The organism is uncultured Aquimonas sp. (genome assembly GCF_937888285.1).
Classification (GTDB): domain Bacteria; phylum Pseudomonadota; class Gammaproteobacteria; order Xanthomonadales; family Xanthomonadaceae; genus Aquimonas.
In genome coordinates this window covers 69662-91174 of record NZ_CALART010000111.1, presented here as the reverse complement: position 1 = coordinate 91174, position 21513 = coordinate 69662, and the positions used below count along the sequence as shown (strand labels likewise).

The 21513-nt window shown below is 69.6% G+C and carries 25 protein-coding genes and 1 tRNA gene; 17 read left to right on the top strand and 9 right to left on the bottom strand.

Annotated features, from left to right (window positions below):
- Window positions 1-555: 555 nt before the first annotated feature.
- Window positions 556-2073: an aminotransferase class III-fold pyridoxal phosphate-dependent enzyme gene (locus Q0654_RS21045; protein WP_298857088.1), complete on the top strand. Its 1518-nt coding sequence runs from the start codon at window positions 556-558 to the stop codon at window positions 2071-2073.
- Between the two features lie 291 nt (window positions 2074-2364).
- Here the strand turns inward: Q0654_RS21045 and mazG are convergent, their stop codons facing one another.
- The 7 genes from mazG to gspL all read right to left on the bottom strand — a co-directional run bounded on the left by mazG (window position 2365) and on the right by gspL (window position 8075).
- The gene (mazG, locus tag Q0654_RS21040) at window positions 2365-3177 is read right to left on the bottom strand and encodes a nucleoside triphosphate pyrophosphohydrolase (RefSeq protein WP_298857086.1); all 813 of its coding nucleotides are present in this window, start codon (window positions 3175-3177) and stop codon (window positions 2365-2367) included.
- 92 nt (window positions 3178-3269) lie between these two features.
- Entirely contained in the window at window positions 3270-4079 is an 810-nt protein-coding gene (gene cysQ / locus Q0654_RS21035) for a 3'(2'),5'-bisphosphate nucleotidase CysQ (RefSeq protein WP_298857084.1), read from the bottom strand.
- Complete coding sequence (gene nudE / locus Q0654_RS21030; protein WP_298857312.1) at window positions 4076-4639, bottom strand: ADP compounds hydrolase NudE; 564 nt, start codon at window positions 4637-4639, stop codon at window positions 4076-4078. Before nudE ends, cysQ begins: the two co-directional genes overlap by 4 nt.
- A 5-nt stretch (window positions 4640-4644) precedes the next feature.
- Window positions 4645-5451: an inositol monophosphatase family protein gene (locus Q0654_RS21025; RefSeq protein WP_298857082.1), complete on the bottom strand. Its 807-nt coding sequence runs from the start codon at window positions 5449-5451 to the stop codon at window positions 4645-4647.
- An 8-nt stretch (window positions 5452-5459) separates the two neighbouring features.
- Entirely contained in the window at window positions 5460-6230 is a 771-nt protein-coding gene (locus tag Q0654_RS21020; RefSeq protein ID WP_298857080.1) for a type II secretion system protein N, read from the bottom strand.
- Between the two features lie 214 nt (window positions 6231-6444).
- Window positions 6445-6930, bottom strand: a complete 486-nt coding sequence (gene gspM, locus Q0654_RS21015; RefSeq protein WP_298857078.1) for a type II secretion system protein GspM — start codon at window positions 6928-6930, stop codon at window positions 6445-6447.
- Window positions 6927-8075 carry a type II secretion system protein GspL gene (gspL, locus tag Q0654_RS21010; protein WP_298857076.1) on the bottom strand — a complete coding sequence of 383 codons (1149 nt, stop codon included), beginning with the start codon at window positions 8073-8075 and terminating at the stop codon, window positions 6927-6929. The genes gspM and gspL overlap by 4 nt, the downstream gene beginning before the upstream one ends.
- Before the next feature lie 195 nt (window positions 8076-8270).
- On the opposite strand from gspL, the gene Q0654_RS21005 reads away from it, so the two are divergent.
- The 16 genes from Q0654_RS21005 (at window position 8271) to Q0654_RS20930 (ending at window position 18552) form a co-directional block, all read left to right on the top strand.
- Window positions 8271-8495 carry an AbrB/MazE/SpoVT family DNA-binding domain-containing protein gene (locus Q0654_RS21005; RefSeq protein ID WP_298857075.1) on the top strand — a complete coding sequence of 75 codons (225 nt, stop codon included), beginning with the start codon at window positions 8271-8273 and terminating at the stop codon, window positions 8493-8495.
- A 34-nt stretch (window positions 8496-8529) separates the two neighbouring features.
- The gene (locus Q0654_RS21000) at window positions 8530-8937 is read left to right on the top strand and encodes a Fic family protein (protein ID WP_298857073.1); all 408 of its coding nucleotides are present in this window, start codon (window positions 8530-8532) and stop codon (window positions 8935-8937) included.
- A 94-nt stretch (window positions 8938-9031) separates the two neighbouring features.
- A tRNA-Leu gene (locus tag Q0654_RS20995) sits at window positions 9032-9118 on the top strand.
- Window positions 9119-9338: 220 nt separating this feature from the next.
- Window positions 9339-10547, top strand: coding sequence for an integrase arm-type DNA-binding domain-containing protein (locus tag Q0654_RS20990; RefSeq protein WP_298857071.1), 1209 nt, complete (start codon window positions 9339-9341; stop codon window positions 10545-10547).
- Window positions 10547-11173, top strand: a complete 627-nt coding sequence (locus Q0654_RS20985) for a hypothetical protein (protein ID WP_298857069.1) — start codon at window positions 10547-10549, stop codon at window positions 11171-11173. Before Q0654_RS20990 ends, Q0654_RS20985 begins: the two co-directional genes overlap by 1 nt.
- 109 nt (window positions 11174-11282) lie before the next feature.
- Window positions 11283-11504: an AlpA family phage regulatory protein gene (locus Q0654_RS20980; protein ID WP_091237418.1), complete on the top strand. Its 222-nt coding sequence runs from the start codon at window positions 11283-11285 to the stop codon at window positions 11502-11504.
- Window positions 11505-11803: 299 nt separating this feature from the next.
- Window positions 11804-11983, top strand: coding sequence for a hypothetical protein (locus Q0654_RS20975; RefSeq protein ID WP_298857067.1), 180 nt, complete (start codon window positions 11804-11806; stop codon window positions 11981-11983).
- Window positions 11980-12243 (top strand): hypothetical protein, encoded by a 264-nt coding sequence (locus tag Q0654_RS20970; RefSeq protein ID WP_298857065.1) that lies wholly within the window; start codon window positions 11980-11982, stop codon window positions 12241-12243. The genes Q0654_RS20975 and Q0654_RS20970 overlap by 4 nt, the downstream gene beginning before the upstream one ends.
- On the top strand, window positions 12240-12404 hold the full coding sequence (locus tag Q0654_RS20965) for a hypothetical protein (RefSeq protein WP_298857050.1): 165 nt from the start codon (window positions 12240-12242) through the stop codon (window positions 12402-12404). Before Q0654_RS20970 ends, Q0654_RS20965 begins: the two co-directional genes overlap by 4 nt.
- The gene (locus Q0654_RS20960) at window positions 12391-12675 is read left to right on the top strand and encodes a hypothetical protein (RefSeq protein ID WP_298857048.1); all 285 of its coding nucleotides are present in this window, start codon (window positions 12391-12393) and stop codon (window positions 12673-12675) included. Before Q0654_RS20965 ends, Q0654_RS20960 begins: the two co-directional genes overlap by 14 nt.
- Window positions 12672-13139 (top strand): hypothetical protein, encoded by a 468-nt coding sequence (locus Q0654_RS20955; protein WP_298857046.1) that lies wholly within the window; start codon window positions 12672-12674, stop codon window positions 13137-13139. The genes Q0654_RS20960 and Q0654_RS20955 overlap by 4 nt, the downstream gene beginning before the upstream one ends.
- 469 nt (window positions 13140-13608) lie before the next feature.
- On the top strand, window positions 13609-14808 hold the full coding sequence (locus Q0654_RS20950) for a hypothetical protein (RefSeq protein WP_298857044.1): 1200 nt from the start codon (window positions 13609-13611) through the stop codon (window positions 14806-14808).
- Between the two features lie 267 nt (window positions 14809-15075).
- Window positions 15076-15609 (top strand): hypothetical protein, encoded by a 534-nt coding sequence (locus Q0654_RS20945; RefSeq protein WP_298857042.1) that lies wholly within the window; start codon window positions 15076-15078, stop codon window positions 15607-15609.
- Window positions 15602-16012: a hypothetical protein gene (locus Q0654_RS20940; protein ID WP_298857040.1), complete on the top strand. Its 411-nt coding sequence runs from the start codon at window positions 15602-15604 to the stop codon at window positions 16010-16012. Before Q0654_RS20945 ends, Q0654_RS20940 begins: the two co-directional genes overlap by 8 nt.
- A gap of 10 nt (window positions 16013-16022) precedes the next feature.
- Window positions 16023-18017 (top strand): head maturation protease, ClpP-related, encoded by a 1995-nt coding sequence (locus tag Q0654_RS20935; RefSeq protein WP_298857038.1) that lies wholly within the window; start codon window positions 16023-16025, stop codon window positions 18015-18017.
- 265 nt (window positions 18018-18282) lie between these two features.
- Window positions 18283-18552, top strand: coding sequence for a hypothetical protein (locus Q0654_RS20930; protein WP_298857036.1), 270 nt, complete (start codon window positions 18283-18285; stop codon window positions 18550-18552).
- A 383-nt stretch (window positions 18553-18935) separates the two neighbouring features.
- Here Q0654_RS20930 and Q0654_RS20925 read toward each other — a convergent pair whose 3' ends face one another.
- Both Q0654_RS20925 and Q0654_RS20920 read right to left on the bottom strand, forming a co-directional pair.
- Window positions 18936-19796, bottom strand: coding sequence for an alpha/beta hydrolase (locus Q0654_RS20925; protein ID WP_298857034.1), 861 nt, complete (start codon window positions 19794-19796; stop codon window positions 18936-18938).
- The gene (locus tag Q0654_RS20920; RefSeq protein WP_298857032.1) at window positions 19796-21373 is read right to left on the bottom strand and encodes an inorganic phosphate transporter; all 1578 of its coding nucleotides are present in this window, start codon (window positions 21371-21373) and stop codon (window positions 19796-19798) included. Before Q0654_RS20920 ends, Q0654_RS20925 begins: the two co-directional genes overlap by 1 nt.
- Between the last annotated feature and the right edge of the window lie 140 nt (window positions 21374-21513).

Sequence of the window (21513 nt, the reverse complement as noted above, 5' to 3'; positions counted from 1 at the left end):
ACGGCCCAGCTCAGAGCGGGTAAAAAATCCAGACGCCGTAGCGAGGGCGTCGCTGGGCATTCGTGGCAAAGCGCGGCATCTGGATTCAAGGGTGTTTGGCGAGCCAGTCGTCGCGGAATTCGCGCAGCGCGCTGCCGCCACGAGCGGCCAGAGGCGGTCGCGGTAGGCGGATGGTTCTCGCATGCTTCCCGCTCACTGCCTCCCGCACGCAGTGACACAGGCCTCCCCTGCCCGCATGCATGCACCCCTGGCATGCGGGCGGGGCGGTTCTTCTTCGTGGTGTCGCCAGTACACATAGACGCGTCGCACGCAGTGCGGAGCGCGGGCTCAGCCGGCGCGCCTGCGCTGGCACGGCCGCTGCTGACGGCAGCGCTGGAAGCCCCTGATTCCGCAAGATATTCTGCTGAGCGACACGACGACTGCGACGATCACGCTGCCCTCACCGGCTTACGCGGCCCTTATGCCGGGTGATACTATCTGGCTAAGTTTTTGTTTTTATTGGGCCTTGATCGCGCCGAGCGCGCGTCCGCCCAACCACCGGGGAGAGCCAGCCAGATGAACACCGCCACGCCGAGCCTGATCGAGCGCCTGAAACCCCTGCGCAGCTACGGCGGCTCGCCGCGCTGCCGCGGACTCGACGAGGCGACGGTCGAGCGCCTCGGCGGCCAGTTCCCCGAACTCGTTGAAGCCGTGGAGGCCGCCGTCGCCGCCTTCGAGGCCCTGCGCGGCGGCGAGTTCGACGCCCTGCTGCGCGCCGACGAGGCCGAGCAGCTGGCCGCCATCCACGCCGACTACGTCAACTTCTATACCGATGACGCGGTGAATCCCTACGTGGCGCTGACTGCCCGCGGCCCGTGGGTGATCACGCTCAAAGGCGCGGTGCTGCACGACTCGGGCGGCTACGGCATGCTCGGCTTCGGCCACACGCCGACGCCTGTGATCGAGGCCATGGCGCAGCCGCAGGTGATGGCCAACATCATGACCGCCAGCCTGTCGCAGCTGAAGCTCTCGCAGGCGCTGAAGCGCGAGGTCGGCCATCGCCGCGGCGGCTGTCCCTACGACAAGTTCCTGTGCCTGAACTCGGGCTCCGAGTCGGTCTCGCTGGCCGGCCGCATCGCCGACGTCAACACCAAGCTGCACACCGATCCGGGCGGCCGCCACGCCGGCAAGCGGGTGAAGCGCATCGCGGTCAAGGGCGCCTTCCACGGCCGCACCGAGCTGCCGATGCTGTACTCCGACAGCACGCGCCCGACCTATGCCAAGCACCTGGCGAGCTGGAAGCACCACGAGCCGCAGCTGATCACGATCACGCCGTATTCGGTCGAGGAGCTGCGCGCGGCCTTCGCCGAGGCCGACCAGCAGGGCTGGTATATCGAGGCGATGTTCCTGGAGCCGGTGATGGGTGAAGGCGATCCCGGTCGCCAGGTCACGCCGGAGTTCTATGCCGCAGCAAGGGAGCTGACCAAGGCGCACGGCACCCTGCTGCTGGTTGACTCGATCCAGGCCGGCCTGCGCGCCCACGGCGTGCTGTCGATCGTCGACTACCCGGGCTTTGAAGCTTACGAGGCGCCGGACATGGAGACCTACTCCAAGGCGCTCAACGCCGGCCAGTACCCGCTGAGCGTGCTGGCGGTGAACGCACGCGCCGCCGGCCTGTACCGCAAGGGCGTCTACGGCAACACCATGACCACCAACCCGCGGGCGATGGATGTGGCCTGCGCGACGCTTGAGATGCTGACCCCCGAGGTGCGCGCCAACATCGTCGCCAAGGGCCGCGAGTTCCTTGAAAAGCTCGAGAAGCTGCGCGCCGAGCTCGGCGGCCTGATCACCAAGGTGCAGGGCACCGGCCTGCTGTTCTCCTGCGAGCTGTCGGACGACTTCAAGTGCTACGGCACCGGCAGCACTGAGGAGTACATGCGCGAGCACGGCCTCGGCGTGATCCACGGCGGCGTCAACTCGCTGCGCTTCACCCCGCACTTCGGCATCACCAGCGCCGAGGTCGACCTAGTGGTGGCCGGCGTGCGCCGCGCCCTGCTGGAAGGCCCCCGCAAGGCCTCCGCGGCGGCGGCCTGAGACGTCCGCGACGCTTCGGCGTCGACACGCTGGAACGCAGAAGCCCACCGCAAGGTGGGCTTCTGCGTTCTGGGGCCTTGGTAGCGCCGCTGGCTGACGACGCGCGCTGGCGAGTCGCCACTACAGCGTGAGCTTCAACTGCCGACCGGGAGGTTCCGGGTGAGAGATCCGGACCGGGGCAGGGCGGAGCTCGTGGTGGGCCAGGGCCCACCCTTGGGGGGCTTGGCGCCAGCGCAGCCGCGCGACGATTCCTCCAATCCCGAATCCCGAATCCCAAATCCCGGCTTCGCGCTACAAACCCTCGGCCTTCGTGGCATCCCACAGCGCTTCCTGCTCCGCCAGCCCCAGTGCCTCCAGCGTGGTGCCGCGCTCAGCGGCCAGCGTCTCCATGCGACGGAAGCGACGCTCGTACTTCAGGTTGGCGCGACGCAGGGCGCTGCCGGCGTCGACCTTGGCCTTGCGCGCGAGGTTCAGCGCGACGAACAGCACGTCGCCGATCTCGTCCTCCAGCGCCTCATGGCCGCGGCCCTTGGCGAGTTCGGCGCGTACTTCTTCCAGCTCTTCGTGCAGCTTGGCGATCACCGGCGCGGCGTCGGGCCAGTCGAAGCCGACCGACGCGCCCTTCTTCTGCAGCTTGAGCGCGCGCGCCCACTCCGGCAGGCCGCGGGTCACCCCGGCCAGGGCGCTGGTGTCGGTCTCGCCCTTGGCCGCGCGCTCGGCGCGCTTCTGCGCCTCCCACTGCGCGAGCGCGGCGTCGGCCTCGTCGGCGCTGGCCTCGGCGTACACATGCGGATGCCGTCTGATCAGCTTGTCGCAGATGGCTTCGGCGACATCGGCGAAGGCGAAGCGGCCCTCCTCTTCCGCCATGCGCGCGTGGAAGACCACCTGCAGCAGCAGGTCACCCAGCTCATCGCGCAGCTCGTCGAAGTCGCCGCGGTCGATGGCATCGGCGACTTCGTAGGCTTCTTCGATGGTGCAAGGGGCGATCGTGCGGAAGTTCTGCTTGAGATCCCAGGGGCAGCCGCCGTCGGGGTTGCGCAGCTGGGCCATGATCGCGCGCAGGCGCTCGACGGGATCGGCGTGGGTGGGGATTTCGGCGGGCATGGTGTGCTCGGAGTCTGAAGAATGAATGCGGGTCGACGGCACGCCCCTTCACCCCGAGCCCGCGGCCGCGCTCATGGGGGCTCGAAAGCGAACTACAGCCACTCGCGCCAGGGCAGCTCGACGTCGCCGAGCGCGATGAAGTCGGGATTGATCAGGCCTTCGCGCTGGTTGTAGCGCAGCGGCAGGCCATCAAGGCCCAGCACCGCGCCGCCCGCCTCCTCCAGCACGCACTGGCCAGCGGCCGTATCCCACTCGCCGGTGGGCCCGAAGCGCGGATACAGATCGACCTGACCCTCGGCCAGGCGGCAGAACTTCAGCGAGCTGCCCAGCGGCACCTGCAGGGGCTGCTGCAGCTGCTGGATCATCGCCGCACTCTTCGGATCGAGGTGCGAACGCGACACCGCCACCCGCAGCGGACGCGGCGCGGGCTGCTGCACGCTGAGCTGCGCGGGTTCGCCGTCCGCCGGGCACAGCCAGCTGCCCTGCCCCGCCTGCGCCCAGTACAGCGCGTCCAGCACCGGGGCATAGACGACGCCAAACACCACGCGGCCGCTTTCGATGAGGGCGATGTTGACGGTGAACTCGCCGTTGCGCTTGACGAACTCGCGGGTGCCGTCCAGCGGATCGACCAGCCAGTAGCGCTGCCAGCTGCGGCGCTCGCTGAGGTCCTCCGGCGCGGACTCTTCGCTCAGCAGCGGAATCGCGGGCGCGAGCGCAGCGAGGCCATCGCGGATCAGCGCATGCGCAGCAAGATCGGCCTCGGTCAGCGGGCTGCGATCGGCCTTGGCCTCGACTTCGAAATCGCGGGCATAGACCGCGAGGATGGCGGCACCGGCGCGCCGCGCGATATCCAGCACCTCGCTGCGTGCCGCCGCATCCAGCACGAAGGCCGCCGCGCTCACGGCGCACCCCGCCGCTGCAGGTATTCGCGAACGATGAACATCGCCGCCAGCGAGCGCCCTTCCGAGCAGTCGGGGCGCAGCATCAGCTCGTGCAGGCGCGCCAGCGGCCAGGGAATCACCTCCAGCGGTTCGGGCTCATCGCCTTCCAGCCGCTCGGGGTAAAGGTCCTCGGCCAGCACCAGGGTCGTCGAATGGGTGAAGTAGGTCGGCGCCAGGGTCAACTCGCGCAGCACCGTCAGCCGGCGTGCGCCGAAGCCGGCCTCTTCCTTGAGCTCGCGATTGGCTGCGGTCTCCGCGTCCTCGCCCGGATCGATGCGCCCCTTGACCAGGCCCAGCTCGTAGCGGTGCGGGCCGGCGGCGTATTCACGCACCAGTAGCAGGGTCTCGGCGTCCTGCATCGCGGCGACGATGACCGCGCCGCGGCCCCGCGGCTTGCTGCGCTCGAAGCGCCGGCGCGCGCCGTTGCTGAATTCGAGTTCCAACTGTTCGACCTGGAAACGACCGCCATAGTCGAGCTCATCGATCGAGTGGATGGTCGGCAGCTGCGGCGGCGGCTTGATCGCGCTCACGCGCCCGCCCCTCGCCAGTCGCGGAAGGCCGCCAGCGCTTCGGCATGCAGCTCGGTGTTGCCGGCCAGCACGGTCGTGGTGGCCAGCGAGAGTTCGCGGCCATCGAGGTCGGAGAACACCCCGCCGGCCTCGCGCACGATCACCGCGAGCGCGGCGATGTCGAGAATGTTCACATCGGACTCGATCACCAGATCGATGCCGCCGCGGGCCAGCAGGTGGTAGTGGTAGAAATCGCCATAGCCGCGCGTGCGGCTGGCGCGGCGCACCAGCCCGGCCAGCGCGTTCCAGCCCGGTGCCGCGGCCAGCGTCTTGAGGTTGCCGGTCGACAGCGCGCTGCGCTCCAGCGGCTGCGCGGGGGCGAGTCGGATCGGCGCGCCGTCGAGAAAGGCGCCGCCACCGCGCCGCGCCCAGGCCAGCTCGTTGAATGCCGGCGCCGAGGACACGCCCAGCACCAGCTCGCCGCGGAACATCAGCGCGATCTGGGTGCTGAACATCGGATAGCCGCGCACGAAACTCTTGGTGCCGTCGATGGGGTCGACCAGCCACAGCCAGTCGCCGCTGCCGGTCGTGCCTTCCTCCTCCCCGTAGATCGCGTGCTCAGGGAAAGCCGCGGTCAGCACGCGACGGATCGCCTGCTCGCTCTCGACGTCGGCGCGGGTCACCGGCGACTCGTCGGCCTTGGTGATGACCTCGAACTGGCCGCGGTAGTAGTGGCGGATGACTTCCGCCGCATCGGCGGCCGCGCGTTTGGCGACCTCCAGCGCGTGGTCGAGGAACTCCGGGGTGGGCTGGCTCGGGCTCATGCCTGCGCTCACCCGCCCACGCGATTCATCTGCCCGCGGATCTCCAGCCGCGAGCTGCCGTCTGCCTGCGGCTGGCCGATGTACTGCAGTGCGCGCTGCACGGCCGCATCGCCATCGCGCGCGCGCAGGGTGGCCTCCGCGCTCAGCCCCTGCAGCCCAGCCGAGAACGTGCCGCCCTCGATGCTGAGCGGGCCGCCGGAATCGGTGACGGTGCCGGCAATGGTGCCGACGCCCTGGGTCGCGAAGTCGGCGCGGATGTCCCCTAGGCGCGCGTCGGCGCTGCCGGCCACCGCCGCCTCGCGCCACAGCGCGCTGCCCTCGACCTTGGCCGGGAAGTACTGGTCCACCACCAGCTCGCGCAGGTCGAACTCGACGCGGCCCTTGAACACCAGCGCCGGCACGTCGAGCACGCCCTGCAGTCGCTGTGCATCGACGCTGGCGCGCATGCCGCGCAGCTGCAGGCTGCCGGGACCGGTGAGGCTGACGAAGCCGTCGGCCTTCACCTCGGGGCCGTCGAGCGTGATGTCGGCATCGATGCGCTTGGAGAACAGGGCCCAGGGCGAGAGCTTCCAGCTGAAGGCGCCGAGCGCACGCTCGCGCACGGTCAGCGCATCGGCACGGCCATTCCAGACGCTGCCCGAGACGCCCTCCATGCGTACGTCGCGCATGCGGTCCTGCACCAGGCTGAGCGCGGCCGACGCCGGCAGGAAGGCGGCGACCAGGCCCAGGATCAGGACCAGCACCAGGCCGAATACGAACAGACGCAGCAGCAGCTTCATCGATAGCCCTCGGAAAAACATGGTGGTTGCAGTGGCGCCATGACCCGAGCCCGGCCGTTATTGACGCGTACGTCGCCTGCGGGCCCAGAAGCAGCGCACTCGCGCGTCCATAGGGTGGGCCCTGGCCCACCAAAGCTCGACGCTGGCCGGAACGCCTGGTGCGGCGATTGACGCCTCGCCTTCGGGCGTAGCGGGTGCACGACGAAAGCACGCCTCATCGACGCTCCTCCAGCCCGATCCGCGCATCGACCTGGCCGGAGGCGCCGGTGGTCTGCACGTTGAACTCGGACACGCGCAGGCCCTGGCTGCGTGCGAAGGGCTCCAGCCAGGCCATCAGCGCATCGAATCCGACCTGCTGGAAGACCATGCGGATCTGCCCTTCGGCGACCGGCTCGACGCGCAGCAGGCTGGTGCCGAGGCCCGACTCGCGCGCCCCCGCATCGGCACGCGCCAGCAGCGAGCGGCCGTCCTGCGCCAGTGCGCCCACACCAGCCGCGCGCAGCCGCTGCACTTCGGGCGCGGCCGCTTGCATCCAGCGGTAGCTCGCATCCTGCGCTGCCGCCTGCACGCGCAGGGCCTCGCGCGAACGCTGCAGCGGCAGCCAGGCCAGCGCATACAGCAGCAGCAGAGCAGCCAGCACGCCGCCCACCGTCAGCACGCGGCGGTCGCGATCGGACAGGCCCAGCCACCAGGCCTTCATGCGCGGCCCCCGCGCAGGCTGATGCGGCCTTCGACGCCCCCCTGCCCCGGCGTGGCCGAGGTCAGCTCGGCGGACAGCCCGAGACCGGACAGCGCTTCGCGAAGGCCGTCCAATGTCGCCACATCGGGAGCGCGCAGGGTGAGCTCCAGCCCGCCGCTCCGGTAATCGATGGACTCCAGCGTGTAGCGGCTGCTGCCGGCCACACTGGGGGCCACCCGCGCCAGCAGGGCCAGGGCGTCGTCGCCACCGGCGCCGCGCAGCAGGCGCGTGTATTCGATCTCCAGCTGGGCCCTTGGATCGACCACGGTGGTGGTGCCGGGCAGGGCCTCGCGCAGCAGATCGGCCATCGCCATCTGCTGCGATTCGATGCGCGCCTGCAGCTGCTGGCGCTCGACCAGGGCCTGCGCGAACGCCAGCAGCACGGCCAGTCCGCCCACGGCCGCTGCGCGCTTGAGCCAGGGCAAGGCATCGCCGCGCAGGCGCGGCGCGAAACGGCCCTGCAGAAGATCCGGACCCGCCGGCGAGCCCAGCCGCAGCGCCAACAGGGCAGACAGGGTCGACACCGACTGCGCCTGCAGCGCCAGCGCCGGCGGCAGCGCGTCGAGGGCGGCGTCGCCGCAGCGGATCACGGTCCAGGCTGCCGTGGGCTTGGCCTCCTCCAGCAGCGCCATCAGCTGCGGCAGCAGGCTCGCCCGCTCGCTGAGCAGCACGCCGTCGGCGCTGCGCAGCAGGACACGCTCGCCAGCCAGCACGACCAGGCCATGCCCGGGCTCCGTCGCCGGCAGCAGGCTGGCTTCGCTGTAGGCGGCCACCGCAGTCAGGCCCTGGGCGTCGAGGGCCGCCAGCGCCTCCTGCAGCCGCCGCGCCTCGACCACGGCCAGTTCGACCGGATCGCCCGCACCGCTGAAGGCGAAATGCAGCTGCTCCACCGGCGTTGCGAGTCGATCTTCCACCGCGAAGGGCAGGGCCTGGCGCAGCAGGCCCTCGCTGCGCGCCACGCGCGGGGCGCGAGTCAACAGCACGGCCTCGGCCGGCAGCAGCAGCACCGCCTCGCGACCGGCCGGCGGCCAGGCCTGCATCGGCAGCGCGCCGCGCTGCGCGGTCTCCAGCCAGGTCGGGCGGCCCTGCGAGTCGAGTTGGAGCAATACACGCTCGGGCATGGACAGCACACTGGGGCGAAGTAAGCGCCGGACTGTAGCAGTCGGCGGGAAGGCCGCGCGAAGCGGACGACGATTGTAGCAATGCGGGCCGCCCTTCCCGTTCGCGCGACGCCCGACGCGGCGCGGCTCTTGCAGGCCATTGCGGGCCTGCCAACCTGGGCGCCACCCGTCGGAACCGCCATGCATACGCTGCGACTCGTCCAGATCGGCACCTCGCTGGCCGTGGTCCTGCCGCGCAGCGCAGTCGAACGCGCGGGGATCGGCCGGGGTGACACCCTGTACCTGACGGAAAGCGCCGATGGCCTGCACCTCTCGACCCGCAATCCGGCTCTGGGCGAGCAGATGCGCACGGCCCATGCGCTGATGCACGAACGCCGGGCCCTGCTGCAGGAGCTGGCGCGATGAGGGCAAGGCCCGTGGCCCACGCGAGGCCCGCGCTGTGAGGGACTGGATCTGGCTGGACCGCAGCGCGGTCATCGGCCTTCAGGCGGAGCTGATCAAGGACTTCGGCGGCACACCGGGGCTGCGCGACGCCGATGCCTTGGACATCGCCCTCGGCGCCGCCCACGAGCAGGCCACGGTGGGCGGGGAATTCGGACCCGAGCCCGATGCCGCCGCCCTCGCGGCCCGCTATGGCCACAGCCTGTGCACCGCCAAGCCCTTCCGCGACGGCAATCGCCGCACCGCCCTGCTCTGCACCGAACTGTTCCTGCGCCTGAATGGCTGGCGCCTCGCCGCAAGCGAGGCCGACTGGCTGCTGACCCTGCTCGACCTCTCCATGGGTTCCATGGAGTCGGAGTCCTTTGCCGACTGGCTGCGGCAGCGGATCGAGCCGGACGCTTTCTGAGCGCCCCGCGCCCATCGCGCGCGCCGGCCGCTGCTATACTCCGCGCCCGTTCGACCGCCGCCTCGCGGATGCGCCGAACGTTCAGCACATCCCCGCCGAAGTGGCGGAATCGGTAGACGCGGCGGACTCAAAATCCGTTTCTGGCGACAGAGTGGGGGTTCGAGTCCCCCCTTCGGCACCAAGGGGAGTGAAACGCACGGTTTCCGCAAGCGTGCGGAGGCGTGCGGAAAGGGCCGGGAAGGCCAGTAAAACAAGGGGCTCCCGCCGAAAAGGCCACAGGGGCTCCGGACGCCAACGGAGGGGAACGCACCGGGGGCATTCCGCATTGGTTGGGGAAGTTTTCGGGGGCATACTTGGGGCGCCGGCCGCAGCGGCCGAAAAATGCCCCCACGAGGTGCCCCATGCGCCAGCTCTCCGACATGGCCTGCCGAAAGGCAGCACCCGCAGACAAGCCTCGGCGGATGTTCGACGGTCGCGGCCTGTACCTGGAGGTGTCGCCAGCCGGCGGGAAGCTGTGGCGGCTCAAGTACCGGTTCGACGGCAAGGAAAGGCGCCTGGCGCTGGGCAAGTACCCCGAAGTGAGCCTGACTGAGGCCCGCAAGCGCCGCGAAGAGGCCCGCGAGCTGGTCGCCAAGGGTATCGACCCGGGCCAAGCCAAGAAGGACGCCAAGGCCCGCAAGCGCGCGGCCGTCGAAAACACGTTCGAGGCCGTAGCAAATGCCTGGCTGGGGCGCCAGAACATCGGCGCAGTCACCCGCGCGAAGATCGAGTGGATTCTCCGCGAGAAGTTGAACCCCTACCTCGGCGCCCGGGCCGTGGGCGAGATCGAACCGCCCGAGCTGTTGGCGGCCCTGCGCCGCTGCGAGGCTGCCGGCATCCTGGAGACGACCCGCAGGGCCCGCAGCGTGGCCGGCAGGGTCTTCCGCTACGCCGTGGCCTGCGGATTCGCCCAGCGCGACCCCTCGCGCGACCTGCAGGGCGCTTTGGCGTCGCGCAGGCCCGTGAGTCACCCCGCGGTGACCGATCCGGAGACCTTGGGCGAGCTGCTGCGCGCAATCGAGGGCTCGCAGGCGTCTTTTGTCGTGAAATCGGCCCTGCGGCTCGCCCCGATGGTGTTTGTGCGCCCTGGCGAGCTGCGCAGCGCCGCTTGGAGCGAAATCGACCTGGAAAGCGGTGCCTGGTCGATTCCAGACGCCCGAATGAAGATGCGCAAGCCTCATATCGTGCCCCTGGCGCGTCAGGCGGTGGAGATCCTGCGCGAAGTGCATGCCGCAACCGGCCCGGACGGCTTTGTGTTCCCCGCAAGCCGCGGCAAGGGCCGCCCGATGAGCGAGAACACCCTCGCCGCCGCGCTGGCCGGCATCGGATGGCGCGATCGGCAGAGTGCCCACGGCTTCCGAGCCACCGCGCGCACCCTGCTGGATGAAGCGCTCGGCTTTCGCGTGGACTGGATCGAACACCAGCTCGCGCACGAGGTGAAAGACCCGCTCGGCCGCGCCTACAACCGCACGCAGCACCTGCCCGATCGGCGCCGGATGATGCAGGCGTGGGCGGACTATCTGGAGACGTTGAGGCGTAGCAATCAGCCTCCTGCGGGCCGAGGTGAGTGATGCGCGACTTCATTCGACTTGGCGAAGATGAGGTCGATGTCTTCCAGCGGCTGATGGAGTGCGGGTCTAGCGCCGCTGCGCTGTCAGCGCTGCCGCTGCAGCTTTCCGAGATAGTTCAAAGAAAGATCAATGCGGAGCGACTACCTGAGATCAAGGGCATTGAAGCCGCGTTCGCGGTGAGGCACGAGGCCGGCGACTGGTTCGTCTCCGTTGAATGGTCTGCCCCTGCGGCAGCGTTGCTCCCGAAGCCCGCGCGGCTGCGCGCGCTGCTGATGCTGCGCAGCCTCCTGGAGTTCGTGCGCGGCGTGAATTGGGGGGGGCCCGGAGTGCTCCCTTCGGGCGCCCCTGCTGTCGCCGAGGTGGTCGCGCGGGCTCGGCTGAAAGATGAGGTTGCGCGTCTGTTCTGGCTCGCGTTCGTGGTTGAGCGAGTGGGTAAGGATGCTGTTCGCCGCAAGCAGCAGCGCGCAGCCACGGGAGACGGAGAGGCGCAGCGCGAGTTCGCCAAGAAACTACGGGCGCAAGGCGTGGACAGGGCGCTTGCAGTCAAGCGTCTGGCAGCGAGCTTTGCTGTTTCGATCGAGCGGGCGCGACGCGTCCTGAAAGATGTGGGTTGGCACGGCCGATAGAGTTGCCGGTCTCCGCACAAAGCGGAACACGCGGCAGGTTCCGTTCCCGGTCCTAGCCTTTCCCTCACGCACGGCAACGAACGCGCCGTGAGCCAAGAGGGAAAGCACTATGGAAGTTGTTCCGTCGCGTCCGCTTCGCATCATCCGCCTGCCCGAGGTCGAAAGCCGGGTGGGCTTCCGCAAGACCGCCATCTACGCCATGGAGCGCGCCGGCAAGTTCCCGCGCCGCGTGCAGCTGGGGCCGAATAGCGCCGGCTGGGTCGAATCTGAGGTCGAGTCCTGGATTGCCGACCGCATCGCCGCCAGCCGCAGCGCGCCGAGGGCCGCGTGATGCGCGCGCAGGCGTTGACGTGCGGGCGCGTGCGGTGCGATGCTTCAAGCGCTGCCGCACAAGCGACAGCCGGGAGGTGGAAGCCCCGAGATACAAGGCGCAAAGCGCCGTGCCCTAGCAGGCGCTTTTTTCATGCCTGCGAGAAGGGCATGGTCGCGACTGTCCGCTTTACGGCGGGCTGTGCGATGGGGGCCGAAAGGCCCGCCGGCTCCTTGTCCGGTGCTTCCAACCCGTCGTACAGCCTGCCACCCGGCGTATTGGAAGCGCCCGGCAGGCTCCGTCAACAAGGAGCCCGCACCATGAACACCCGCACCCCGGCCGCAACGGCCGCGAGCACCAACGTCCCCCGCCCACAGTGGCCCGGCCTGCTGCAGCACGCGGCGATGGCCCTGGAGGGCCGCGCCATCTTCGACAGCGAGAGCCTGGCCGCCGAACTGCGCGCCATCGCCGCCGCCCTGCGCGCCGAGGTGACGGCATGAGCGCCAAGACCATCACCATGACGGTTTCAGACCTGGGTGACCTGCTGGACGCCGTGTCGCTGGCAGACCATCGCCTCGCCGAAGCCGAGGCCCTGTTCGGCGCGTTGATCGGCGAGACTCAGCGCGAGCAACACCGCCGACCGTTCTACCTCGCGAACCTCGGCGCGGACACCATGGATCGCGCGCTCGGCGACATCGCCGAACCGCTGAAGAAGCTCCGCGAGATGGCCCGCGCTGCGGGCGTGGATGCGCGCGTATGAGCCGCCGCAAGCCGAAGCGAAACGCCCGCCGCGAGGCCCGCGCCAGCAAGCGCGGATTCGCCGAGCGCACCGTCCGCGAGCTGCCCGCGGTGCGCATCACGCCCGAGGGTCGCGAGTTCGTGCGCCCTGCAGCGGAGGGCCGCCACCATGGCCGTGAGTAAGCGCAAGGTGATTCCCCTGCCGCGCACGCCGGCCCACGCGCGCGCCACCCTGGCATCGCACGCCGCGTTCCTGGCGGGCGAGCTGTCCGAGGTGGTGCAGCAGCTGCGCAGGATCGAGGCCGACCCGGATTGCGTGAGCCTGTCCGTGTTCCGGTCCGTCTCCGAGCCGATCCGCCGCGCGGCTCAAGTGGCGGTGCCCGAGCTGATGGAAGACGTGCAGGCCCTAGCGCTGGCGCTGCGTCGATCGAGCTCGCCGCCGGAGGCCGCATGATGGGCGCGGCTCTGCGGGAGATTGAAGCGGGGCCGCTGGAACTGGTGTTGTCGCGTCTGGATCGCCCTCGGCGGTCCGGTCGCGGCTACCTGTGCCGCTGCCCTGCGCATGAAGACCGCGCGGCCTCGCTGTCGATCGCCGCCGGTGACGATGGCCGCGTGCTGCTGCACTGCTTCGCGGGCTGTTCGGTGGATGACGTTGTGGCCGCCCTCGGCTTGCAGCGGCGCGACCTGTTCCCGCCGAACCTGCGCCGCGCCCACACGCCGGAAGAGCGCCGCGCGGCCTGGCGTGCCTCGCGTGAGGCGGCGTGGGCTGCGGCCTTGGGCGTGCTGGGGCGCGAGGCCCTGGTGATCGAGATCGCCGCGGGCTCGCTGGCCGCAGGCGAGCCGCTGAGTGCCGAAGACCTGGCCCGCTTGCGCGTGGCCTGCGAGCGTGTGGAAGGCGCGCGGGCGGTGCTGACATGACCGGCGCGGGTGGCTACCTCACCGCGGTGGACAAGGCCAGCGCTCGAGATCTTGAGCGCCTGGCGCAAGTCGCCAAGAAGCGCGGCCGGGCCGGTGATCCGCCGGGCGCCGACACACGGCCCGAGGTCATTGTCCGCAAGGGGCGGATCCACGAATCGGCCGACGCCGCCGAGGTCGCGCTGCTGGCGAAGGGCCTGCCGTTCTATGCCCGAGGCGATGTGCTGGTGCGCCTGACCTTCGGCGCCAAGACGGCAGGCGTTCGGCGGGATGATTCCCTGCCTTCGCTGGTGCCGGCCTCGGGGCCGATGCTGCTGGAAGCCTTCGAGGCTTCGGCCCGATTCGTCGCCGCCTTCAAGCTGAAAGACGGCACGACGGAGATTCGCCCGGTGGGCTGTCCGCCCCAGCTGCCGGCCGTGTACCTCGGGCGCGTCGGGCGCTGGCAGGTGCAGCCCGTTCGCGGGTGGCATGTGTGCCCGTGGTGCATCCGGATGGCACGATTGTTCGGGAGGGCTACGACGCGCGCAGCCGCGCGGTGGTGTGCAGCTCGGAAGATTGGGGCGCGATCCCCACGAAGCCAACGAAGTCCGAAGCCGAGGCGGCGCTGCTGCCGCTGCGCGCGCTGCTGGGTGGGTTCGTGTTCGTCGACCCGAGCGACGAAGCAACGGCGATCGCGGCGATGCTGTCGGCGGTGCTGCGGCCGAGCCTGAGCACGTGCCCGGGTTTCGGCTTCACCGCGCCCGTGCGCGGCTCGGGCAAGTCCAAGCTGGCGGACGTGTGCGCGGTGCTGGCGACGGGCCGGCCTTCGGCTGCGGTGTCCTGGCCACCGAAGGAAGAAGAGGCCGAGAAGCGGCTCGGCGCCACCCTGCTGGCCGGTGACCCGGTGGTGTGCCTGGACAACCTGGAGACGCCGCTGCGCTCGGCTGCGCTCAATAGCGCCATGACGCAGAGCGAGGTCGCCATCCGCGTGCTGGGCTCCAGCTCGATGCCCCGCGTGCAGGTGGCCTCACTGTTCCTCGCCACCGGCAATAACCTGGTGATCCAAGGCGACCTGAGCCGGCGCTTCCTGGTCTGCCATATCGACCCGGGTATCGAGCGTCCGGAGACGCGGGAGTTTAAGTTCTGCCCGGTGGCGCGTGCGCGCCAAGAGCGGGTGCCGCTGGTCCGTGCGCTACTGACCATTGCGATGTGGGGCCGCACCGTCGAGGCGCAGCGCCCGCCGCTCGGCAGCTTCGAGGATTGGTCGCGGCGCGTGCGTGACCCGCTGATAGCGCTGGGAATGGCCGACCCGTGCGCCTGCCTGGACACCCTGCACCGTGATGACCCGGAGCGCGAAGCGGCAGTCGAGGTGCTGACCGAGTGGCGCCGCGCCTTCAGTGATCGAGCTGTAAGCGTCGCAGACGCCATCGTTGAAGCTGGGCGCGATGGCCCACTGCGCGGAGCGCTGGATGCCGTCGCGGGCGGCCCGGGCGGTATCAACCCGCGCCGGCTTGGCAAGTACCTCGGGCGCCAGCGCGATCGCATGTTCGGCTCGCTGGTGGTTCGTCACCGTCGCGACGTAATCGGCAACACCGGCCTGTGGGTTGTCGAGGATCGCCGGAGAACCGGATTACCGGAGATGGATTCAGCTACGCATGGGAAAGCATCCGGATATGAAACCGTCAGGGGCTGAGAACAAATCCGGCGTCTCCGGAAATCCGGCGACCGGTTCGGCCGGTGGCCGGGGGTGGGTCCTCCCCTGCGCGCCTGGATGCGGGTTGCATGGCCGCAAAACGCGACTAGGGCTAGGGCTCGGCGACCGGTTATGGCATGGGTGGGGGGTTATGTCCTCGGCGGTCCGGGTCCTCCCGGCAGTGATCGGGATGCGGGTTGCATGGCCGCATTCCCGCTCTAGTCATGGGGTGCAGCATGGGGCTGTGTGCGGTGCGAGGGGGGTTGTATGCCCCTGAGTTCTGGCTTCCTGGCTGGCTTCGACCTGGACAAACCGGCGCAGAGTCAAGCCGACTTCGGCCTGCTGGTCGGCCTGTCGCAGCAGCATGTCTCGCGTCTGGTCGCTGCTGGTGTGCTGGTCGAGGGCGCATCGCTGCGCGAGTGGGTCCGCGCCTACACGCAGCGTCTCCGCGACACGGCCGCCGACCGCGCGCGCCAATCCTCGCCCGAGCTGCAGTTCGAGCGCCGCCAGCTGCTGCGCGCCCGGATCGAGGGCCTGCGCATGCACAACGACGCGCGCAGGGCCGAGCTGGCGCCCGTCGCGGTGATGGCTGCCGTGCTGGAGAAGACCGGCGCTCGCATCGCCCCAATCCTTGGCGCGATCCCGCCAGCGCTACGCGCACAGCTGCCGGTGCTGCAATCTGAATCGGCCTGCTATGCAGCCATCGAGGCGACGGTGGCCAAGGCTGTGGGCGCGGTGCGGGGCATGCGCCTGGCGGACGACGACGACGGCGTCGACGACGGCGAGGCGGCCGATGATTGAAGCGCCGGCCTCGCAGGTTCTGGCGCGCGCTCGGGCGCTGCAGCAAGCGGGCCGGCCGTGGCCGCCGGACCTGCAGGCATCCATTCTGTGCATCGCCGAAGACGCCCTGCCAAGCGTCGCGGTTCGCCTGGCTCGCGATGCGCATCTGCGCTCGGCGGGTGCGGTGGTCGGCGGTGGCCTGTTCGCTCGGGTGCAGGCGATCCAGTCGGAAGAGCCCCTGATTCTTCGCGCCTGGCCGCGGCTGCTGGTGACGCCGCCGCCGGCCGGCTCCCTGCAGCGGCACACGTTCGAGGCCATGCAGTGCAGCCGGCTGCGGCGCTTGCCCGGGCGCCGGCAGCTGCTGCGCATACTCGCGAGCGCTGGTGACATGGATGCGCGTGCAATGTCACCCGGCGGGGGCTGACTCTGCGGGCATGCCCAAGCCCCGCACCCTCGCTCTACTCCCCACCGCCAACGGCGCCGAACTGCGGATCATCGGCGATATCGGTGGGCCCGACTGGTCCTCGCCCACCAATGCCGATGAGGCCGCGATTCTTGATCAGCTCGCGGCAATGTCCGGAATCAGCGAGATCCACGTCAGCATCAACAGCTATGGGGGCAGCGTCTCCGCGGGCCTCGCGATCTACAACGCGCTGAAGGTGCATCCCGCGCGCATCGTCGTGACCGTCACGGGTGTGGCTGCGAGCATTGCGAGTCTGGTTGCGATGGCTGCCGACGAAGTGCGCATGTACGAAGCCAGCCTGATCATGGTCCATGGCCCGTGGTTCTCAAACTCGGGCGGTAATGCCGCGCAGTTGCGTGCCGCAGCGGATGAGCTGGAGGCGCACGCGAAGGTGATGGCGGTGGCCTATGCGGAAAAATCCGGCCGCAGCGAGGAAGAGATTCTGCCGATGCTGATGGACGGCACGGATCACTTCTTTACCGCCAAAGAGGCGGTGGCCTTTGGCTTGGCTGATCAGATCATCGGCGGCTCTGCCGAGATCCCCGAAGTGCCTGCCGGCGCTCCCCCCGAGAACCTGGCCGCGCGCGTCGCTGCGGCCTTCAACCGCATTCGAGGTGCAACCATGCCCAACCCGAACCCCGCCGCCTCGCGTGCGGCTCCCGCTGTCCCTGCTGGCGATCCGATGGCCGCTCTGATCCAGCGCAACGGCATGCTGCGCGGCGTCTTCGCCGGCTTCCGCGACATGGACGGCGTGGCTCGGCTGGAGGCCGACTTGCTGGCCGACCCGACCGTCAGCCTGGAGCATGCGCAGGCGCGTTTGCTGGCGCATGTCGGTCAAGGTGCTAGCCCCGTGCAGGGCACGGCCTACTCGGCCTCGCAGCCGCGCGCCGGTGATGACTTCAACGAAGCCGCCGCCGATGCGCTGCTGCTGCGCTCTGGCCTGTCCCTGCGCAAGCCGCATGCGGCCGCGCGTGACCTGGTGGGCATGTCGATCGGCGACATCGCAAACACCGTGCTGAGCCGCGCCGGCAAGACCGTTCACCGCTACAACATGGCCGAAGCGATCCGCGCAGCCATGACCACCAGCGACTTCACCCGCATCCTGGCCAACAGCGCCACCAAGGCCCTGCGCAACGGCTACGAGATCGAGCCGCAGTCCCACGTCGCGTGGGTGCTCCCGACCACGGTGCCCGACTTCAAGACGCAGCACCGCCCGATCATCGGCAGCGCCCCGGAGCTTCTTGCGGTGCCCGAGTCGGCCGAATACCAGTTCGGTTCGATGGATGAGGATCAGGCCGAGTACGCGGTGAGCAAGTGGGGCCGCAGCATCCGCCTTACCTTCGAGGCTGTCCGCAATGACGACCTCGGCGCCTTCGCGCGTGCCCAGCAGGCGATGGGGCAGGCCGCCAAGCGGCGGGAGGCCGATGAGGTTTATGCGCTGCTGCTCGCGAACGCAGGTGCTGGCCAGACGATGCAGGACACGAAGACGCTGTTCCACGTCGATCACGGCAACCTGACCGCCTCGGCCAGCGCCCTGGACGTGAACGCCCTCGGCGCAGCCCGCACGCTGCTGCGCAAGCAGACTGCGCTCGGCGGTGGCCTGCTGAACCTGCAGCCGCGCTTCCTGCTGGTACCGGCTGAGCTGGAGTCGATCGCTGAAATGCTGCTGGCCGCCAGCACCCGCCACATGCAGCAGAGCGGCGCGGTGGAGGCCGGCACGCCGAATTGGCTGAGCAGCCTGCAGCTGGTGGTGGAACCGCGCCTCGGCGCCGGTGCGGCCTACGTCATGGCTGCGCCGCCGCAGATCGATACTTTCGAGCTCGCCATGCTCGACGGTGACAACGGCCCTGTCGTGATTGAAGAGCCTCTGACCAACTCCGACGACCTGCAGTACCGCGTGCGCCATGTGTTCGGCGGGCGCTTCCTGGACTGGCGTGGCGTGGTCAAGATCCCGATCAGCGAGTAAGGAACCCGCCGCTGCAGTGCTACGCATGGTCCTGCAGCGGTCTACCGGCGACGGCGAGAGCCAAGGGCCGGGCGCGCGAAGGTGGTCTGGTAGCTGCTGACGTGCGTAGAAGGCCCCGCCGTGAGGTGGGGCCTTCGCCTTTTGTGGCGATACGGCGCGCGGCGTGGCAGGCTCGGCGCGTGGATTGGTGGGGCGTCACGAAATCCCGTGAGGCCCTGTCTGCCCCCCTCTGCAGATTCGCAGAGGCCCCCACCTGGAGCCGCCCATGCCTCGCGCCCTGATTCTCTCCCTCGCGTTGCTGCTGCCTGCGCTGGCCAGCGCCAGCCCGTCGCACTCCGAGCGCTGCGGACAGTCCGTCATCACCGTGGGTGCGCCCATGACGAAGCTGCGCGCCTGCGGCACGCCCTGGCGCATCGTGACCCTGGTCAATGAGCACGGCGCGGCGGTCGCCGAGCGCTGGGAGTTCGAGCGCGACACCGGCCTGGCACTGTTCACCGTGCAGGGCGGGCGCGTGGTGCGTATCGAGCGGGTGTGAACCGCTCACCCTCTTGGGTGAGCAAAGGCGCCCGTGCTCGGGAGGTTTTCACCCTTGTGGGGGAAAACCCCTGCGGCGAGCCCGGCGCCGGCGCCGGATCGGTCATCGAACCCGAGTATTGATTCGGCCCGGGGGCATAATCCGGGAAGTTGGGGGCATCGCAAAACGCCGAAGTCAAGCAGGGAAGGCCATTCCGAGGTTCCGCGAGTCCCCCCTTCGGCACCACGGGATGTTGTGCAAGGCGATGCGATCCGCAGGGGCTCGCCCGGCGTGGCCGCCGTGCTCGCTGCTGAAAGCGCCGTGTGCAGCGGTCTCTAGACTGACTGTCCAGGAACGCCGGCCTGCCGACGGCCTTGTTGCCGGCACGCCCAAGGCTGGACGCCTCAGCGCTCCAGTGCCGCCAGCACTTCAGGCGCAGCCAACGGCGTCTGCTCGGGGGCGTCCACCGCCAGTTCGGGCGGCAGCGGCTGTCCGCCCAGGAAGGCCAGCAGGGCGCTATTGGTGGCGGCGATCGCATCGAAGGGCGTGCCGTGGCGCGAACCGCGCACGAGCGCGAGCTCCGCGCCCATCCGCCGCGCCCACCGCTGCTTCTCGGCCAGCGTCGTGTAGTCGTGCTCGGCGGCGAGCATCAGCATCGGCGCCTGCAGTGCATCGATCCGCGCCAGCGCACACCAGCCGGCCAGGGCGCGCGCCTGCGCCAGGTAGACGTCCTTGGGATAGGCCGCGAGCACGGCGCGGACGCGCTCGCGCATGGCGTCCTGGTGCGGGTGCGGAAACAGGCGTCGCCCGACGATGCCGGCCGCCCGCCGCAGCCCGAGCGAGCGCACCAGGCCGAGGGTGCCGTGCAGCTCCAGCCGCTTGCGCCAGGTGTCGGGCCGGTAGCTTGGCAGGCTGTTGATGGTGGCAAGGCGCAGCACACGCTCCGGCGCCTGCAGGGCGAGCTCAAGGGCGACCGCGCCGCCGAGCGAGAAGCCCACTAGATGCGTGCGCGGAACCTTGAGCGCGTCCAGCAGGCTCAGGATCCGCTCGGCATACACCCCGATCGCGTGCCGCTTCGGCGCAGCGCTGCGGCCCGCGCCGGGCAGGTCGGGCACCAGCACGCGATAGCGCGCTGCCAGCGCTTCGATCTGGAAGGCCCAGTCGGCGCCGGTCGAGCCAAGACCATGCACCAGCAGCACGGGCTCAGCCACGGGATCGCCAAAGGCGCGGCAGTGCAGTTCGCGCAGCGCGCCGGTGCTCGTCATCAGGCGGGCAGCAGCATGCCGCGGATGGTGAAGAAGATGATCGCCGACAGCACGGCCGTGGCCGGCACGGTGATGATCCAGGCTGCGATCACCCGCATCATGATGGCGCGCTTGACCAGGTCCTTGCGGTAGACCTTGCGCAGGCCCTTGCGCTCGGCCTTCGAGATCGCCGCCTCGCCGCGCTTGCCGGCGGCCTTCAGCTCCTTGAGCATGCGGTCCTTGTCGCCACGGGACGCCGCTTCGAAGGCCTTGAGGAAGGCCTCGACCTCGTGCTGCTCGGCGCCGTTGTCGCGATGATGCTCCTCGATCTCGGCGATGATCCGCGCGTAGTTGGCCTTCAGGTACTCGCGCAGGAAACCCACGCCGAACACCGCACCGATGGTCACGTGCGTGGTGCTGATCGGCAGGCCCAGCTGCGAGGCGATGATGACCGTCACTGCCGCCGCCATTGCGATCGCGTAGGCGCGCATGTGGTCCATGTCGGTGATCTCGGTGCCGACCGTCTTGATCAGCTTGGGGCCGTACAGGGCGAGGCCGACGGCCAGACCCAGCGCACCCACCAGCATCACCCACAGGGGAATCGCGGCCTTGCCGTGGATGCCCTGGGTGAGCAGGGTGTCGTAGATCGCAGCCAGCGGGCCGATCGCGTTGGCGACGTCATTGGAGCCGTGGGCGAAGCTCAGCAGCGCTGCCGCGAAGACGAGCGGCATGCCGAACAGCTTGTTGACGCCGTCCTTGTCGTTGCTGAGCCGGTCCGCCTTCTGGCGCACGCGCATCCGCGTCCACAGAAATGTGATGACAGCCACCACCGCGCCTGCCGCCAGTGCCTGCGCGAAGCTCACCTTGACCAGCTGGTTCAGGCCCTTCAGCGCGAGGTAGGTGGCGAAAGCGAGGCCCATCACCGCCAGCAGCACCGGCACCATCCGCTTGGATGCCTCCAGCAGATCGGCCTGGTAAGTGATGGTGCGCTTGACGACGTAGAGGAAGATCGCCGCCATCACACCACCAAACACCGGCGACACCACCCAGCTCGCGGCGATGCTGCCGACCGTGCTCCAGTTGGCGATGTCCCAGCCGGCCGCCGCAATGCCCGAGCCCAGCACGGCGCCGACGATCGAATGCGTGGTCGAAACCGGCGCGCCCAGCGCGGTCGCGAGATTCAACCACAGCGCCGCCGCCAGCAGCGCGGCCATCATCAGCCAGATGAAGGTCTGTGGATCCTCGATCTTGGACGGATCGATGATGCCGCTCTTGATGGTGCCCACCACCTCGCCGCCGGCGATGATCGCGCCGCCCGCTTCGAACACCGCGGCGATCGCGATGGCCGTGGTCAGGCTCATCGCCCGCGCACCCACCGCCGGGCCGACGTTGTTGGCGACATCGTTGGCACCGATGTTCATCGCCATGTAGGCGCCGAACGCTGCTGCAACCACGAGGCTGAGGCTCAGATGCCCGTGTGCGACCCAGGTGTAGGCGACCACCGCCAGCACGAAAGCGATGGCGATGGCGAGGCGAACGATGTCGGCACCGCGCGACTTCAGGGGCGCGGTCTGGACGGAGGCGGGGCTTTGGGTCATGGTGGCAAGGCGATCAGGCCCGCGGGCTGCGGGCAGCCGAGATATGATGCCGGATCGACTATGGCAGTTCTTCCTGTTCCTCTCGGATTGACATGGATGGGCGAAGCACCCGCCGGGTCGCATGCGCGGCGTGCGGCCGT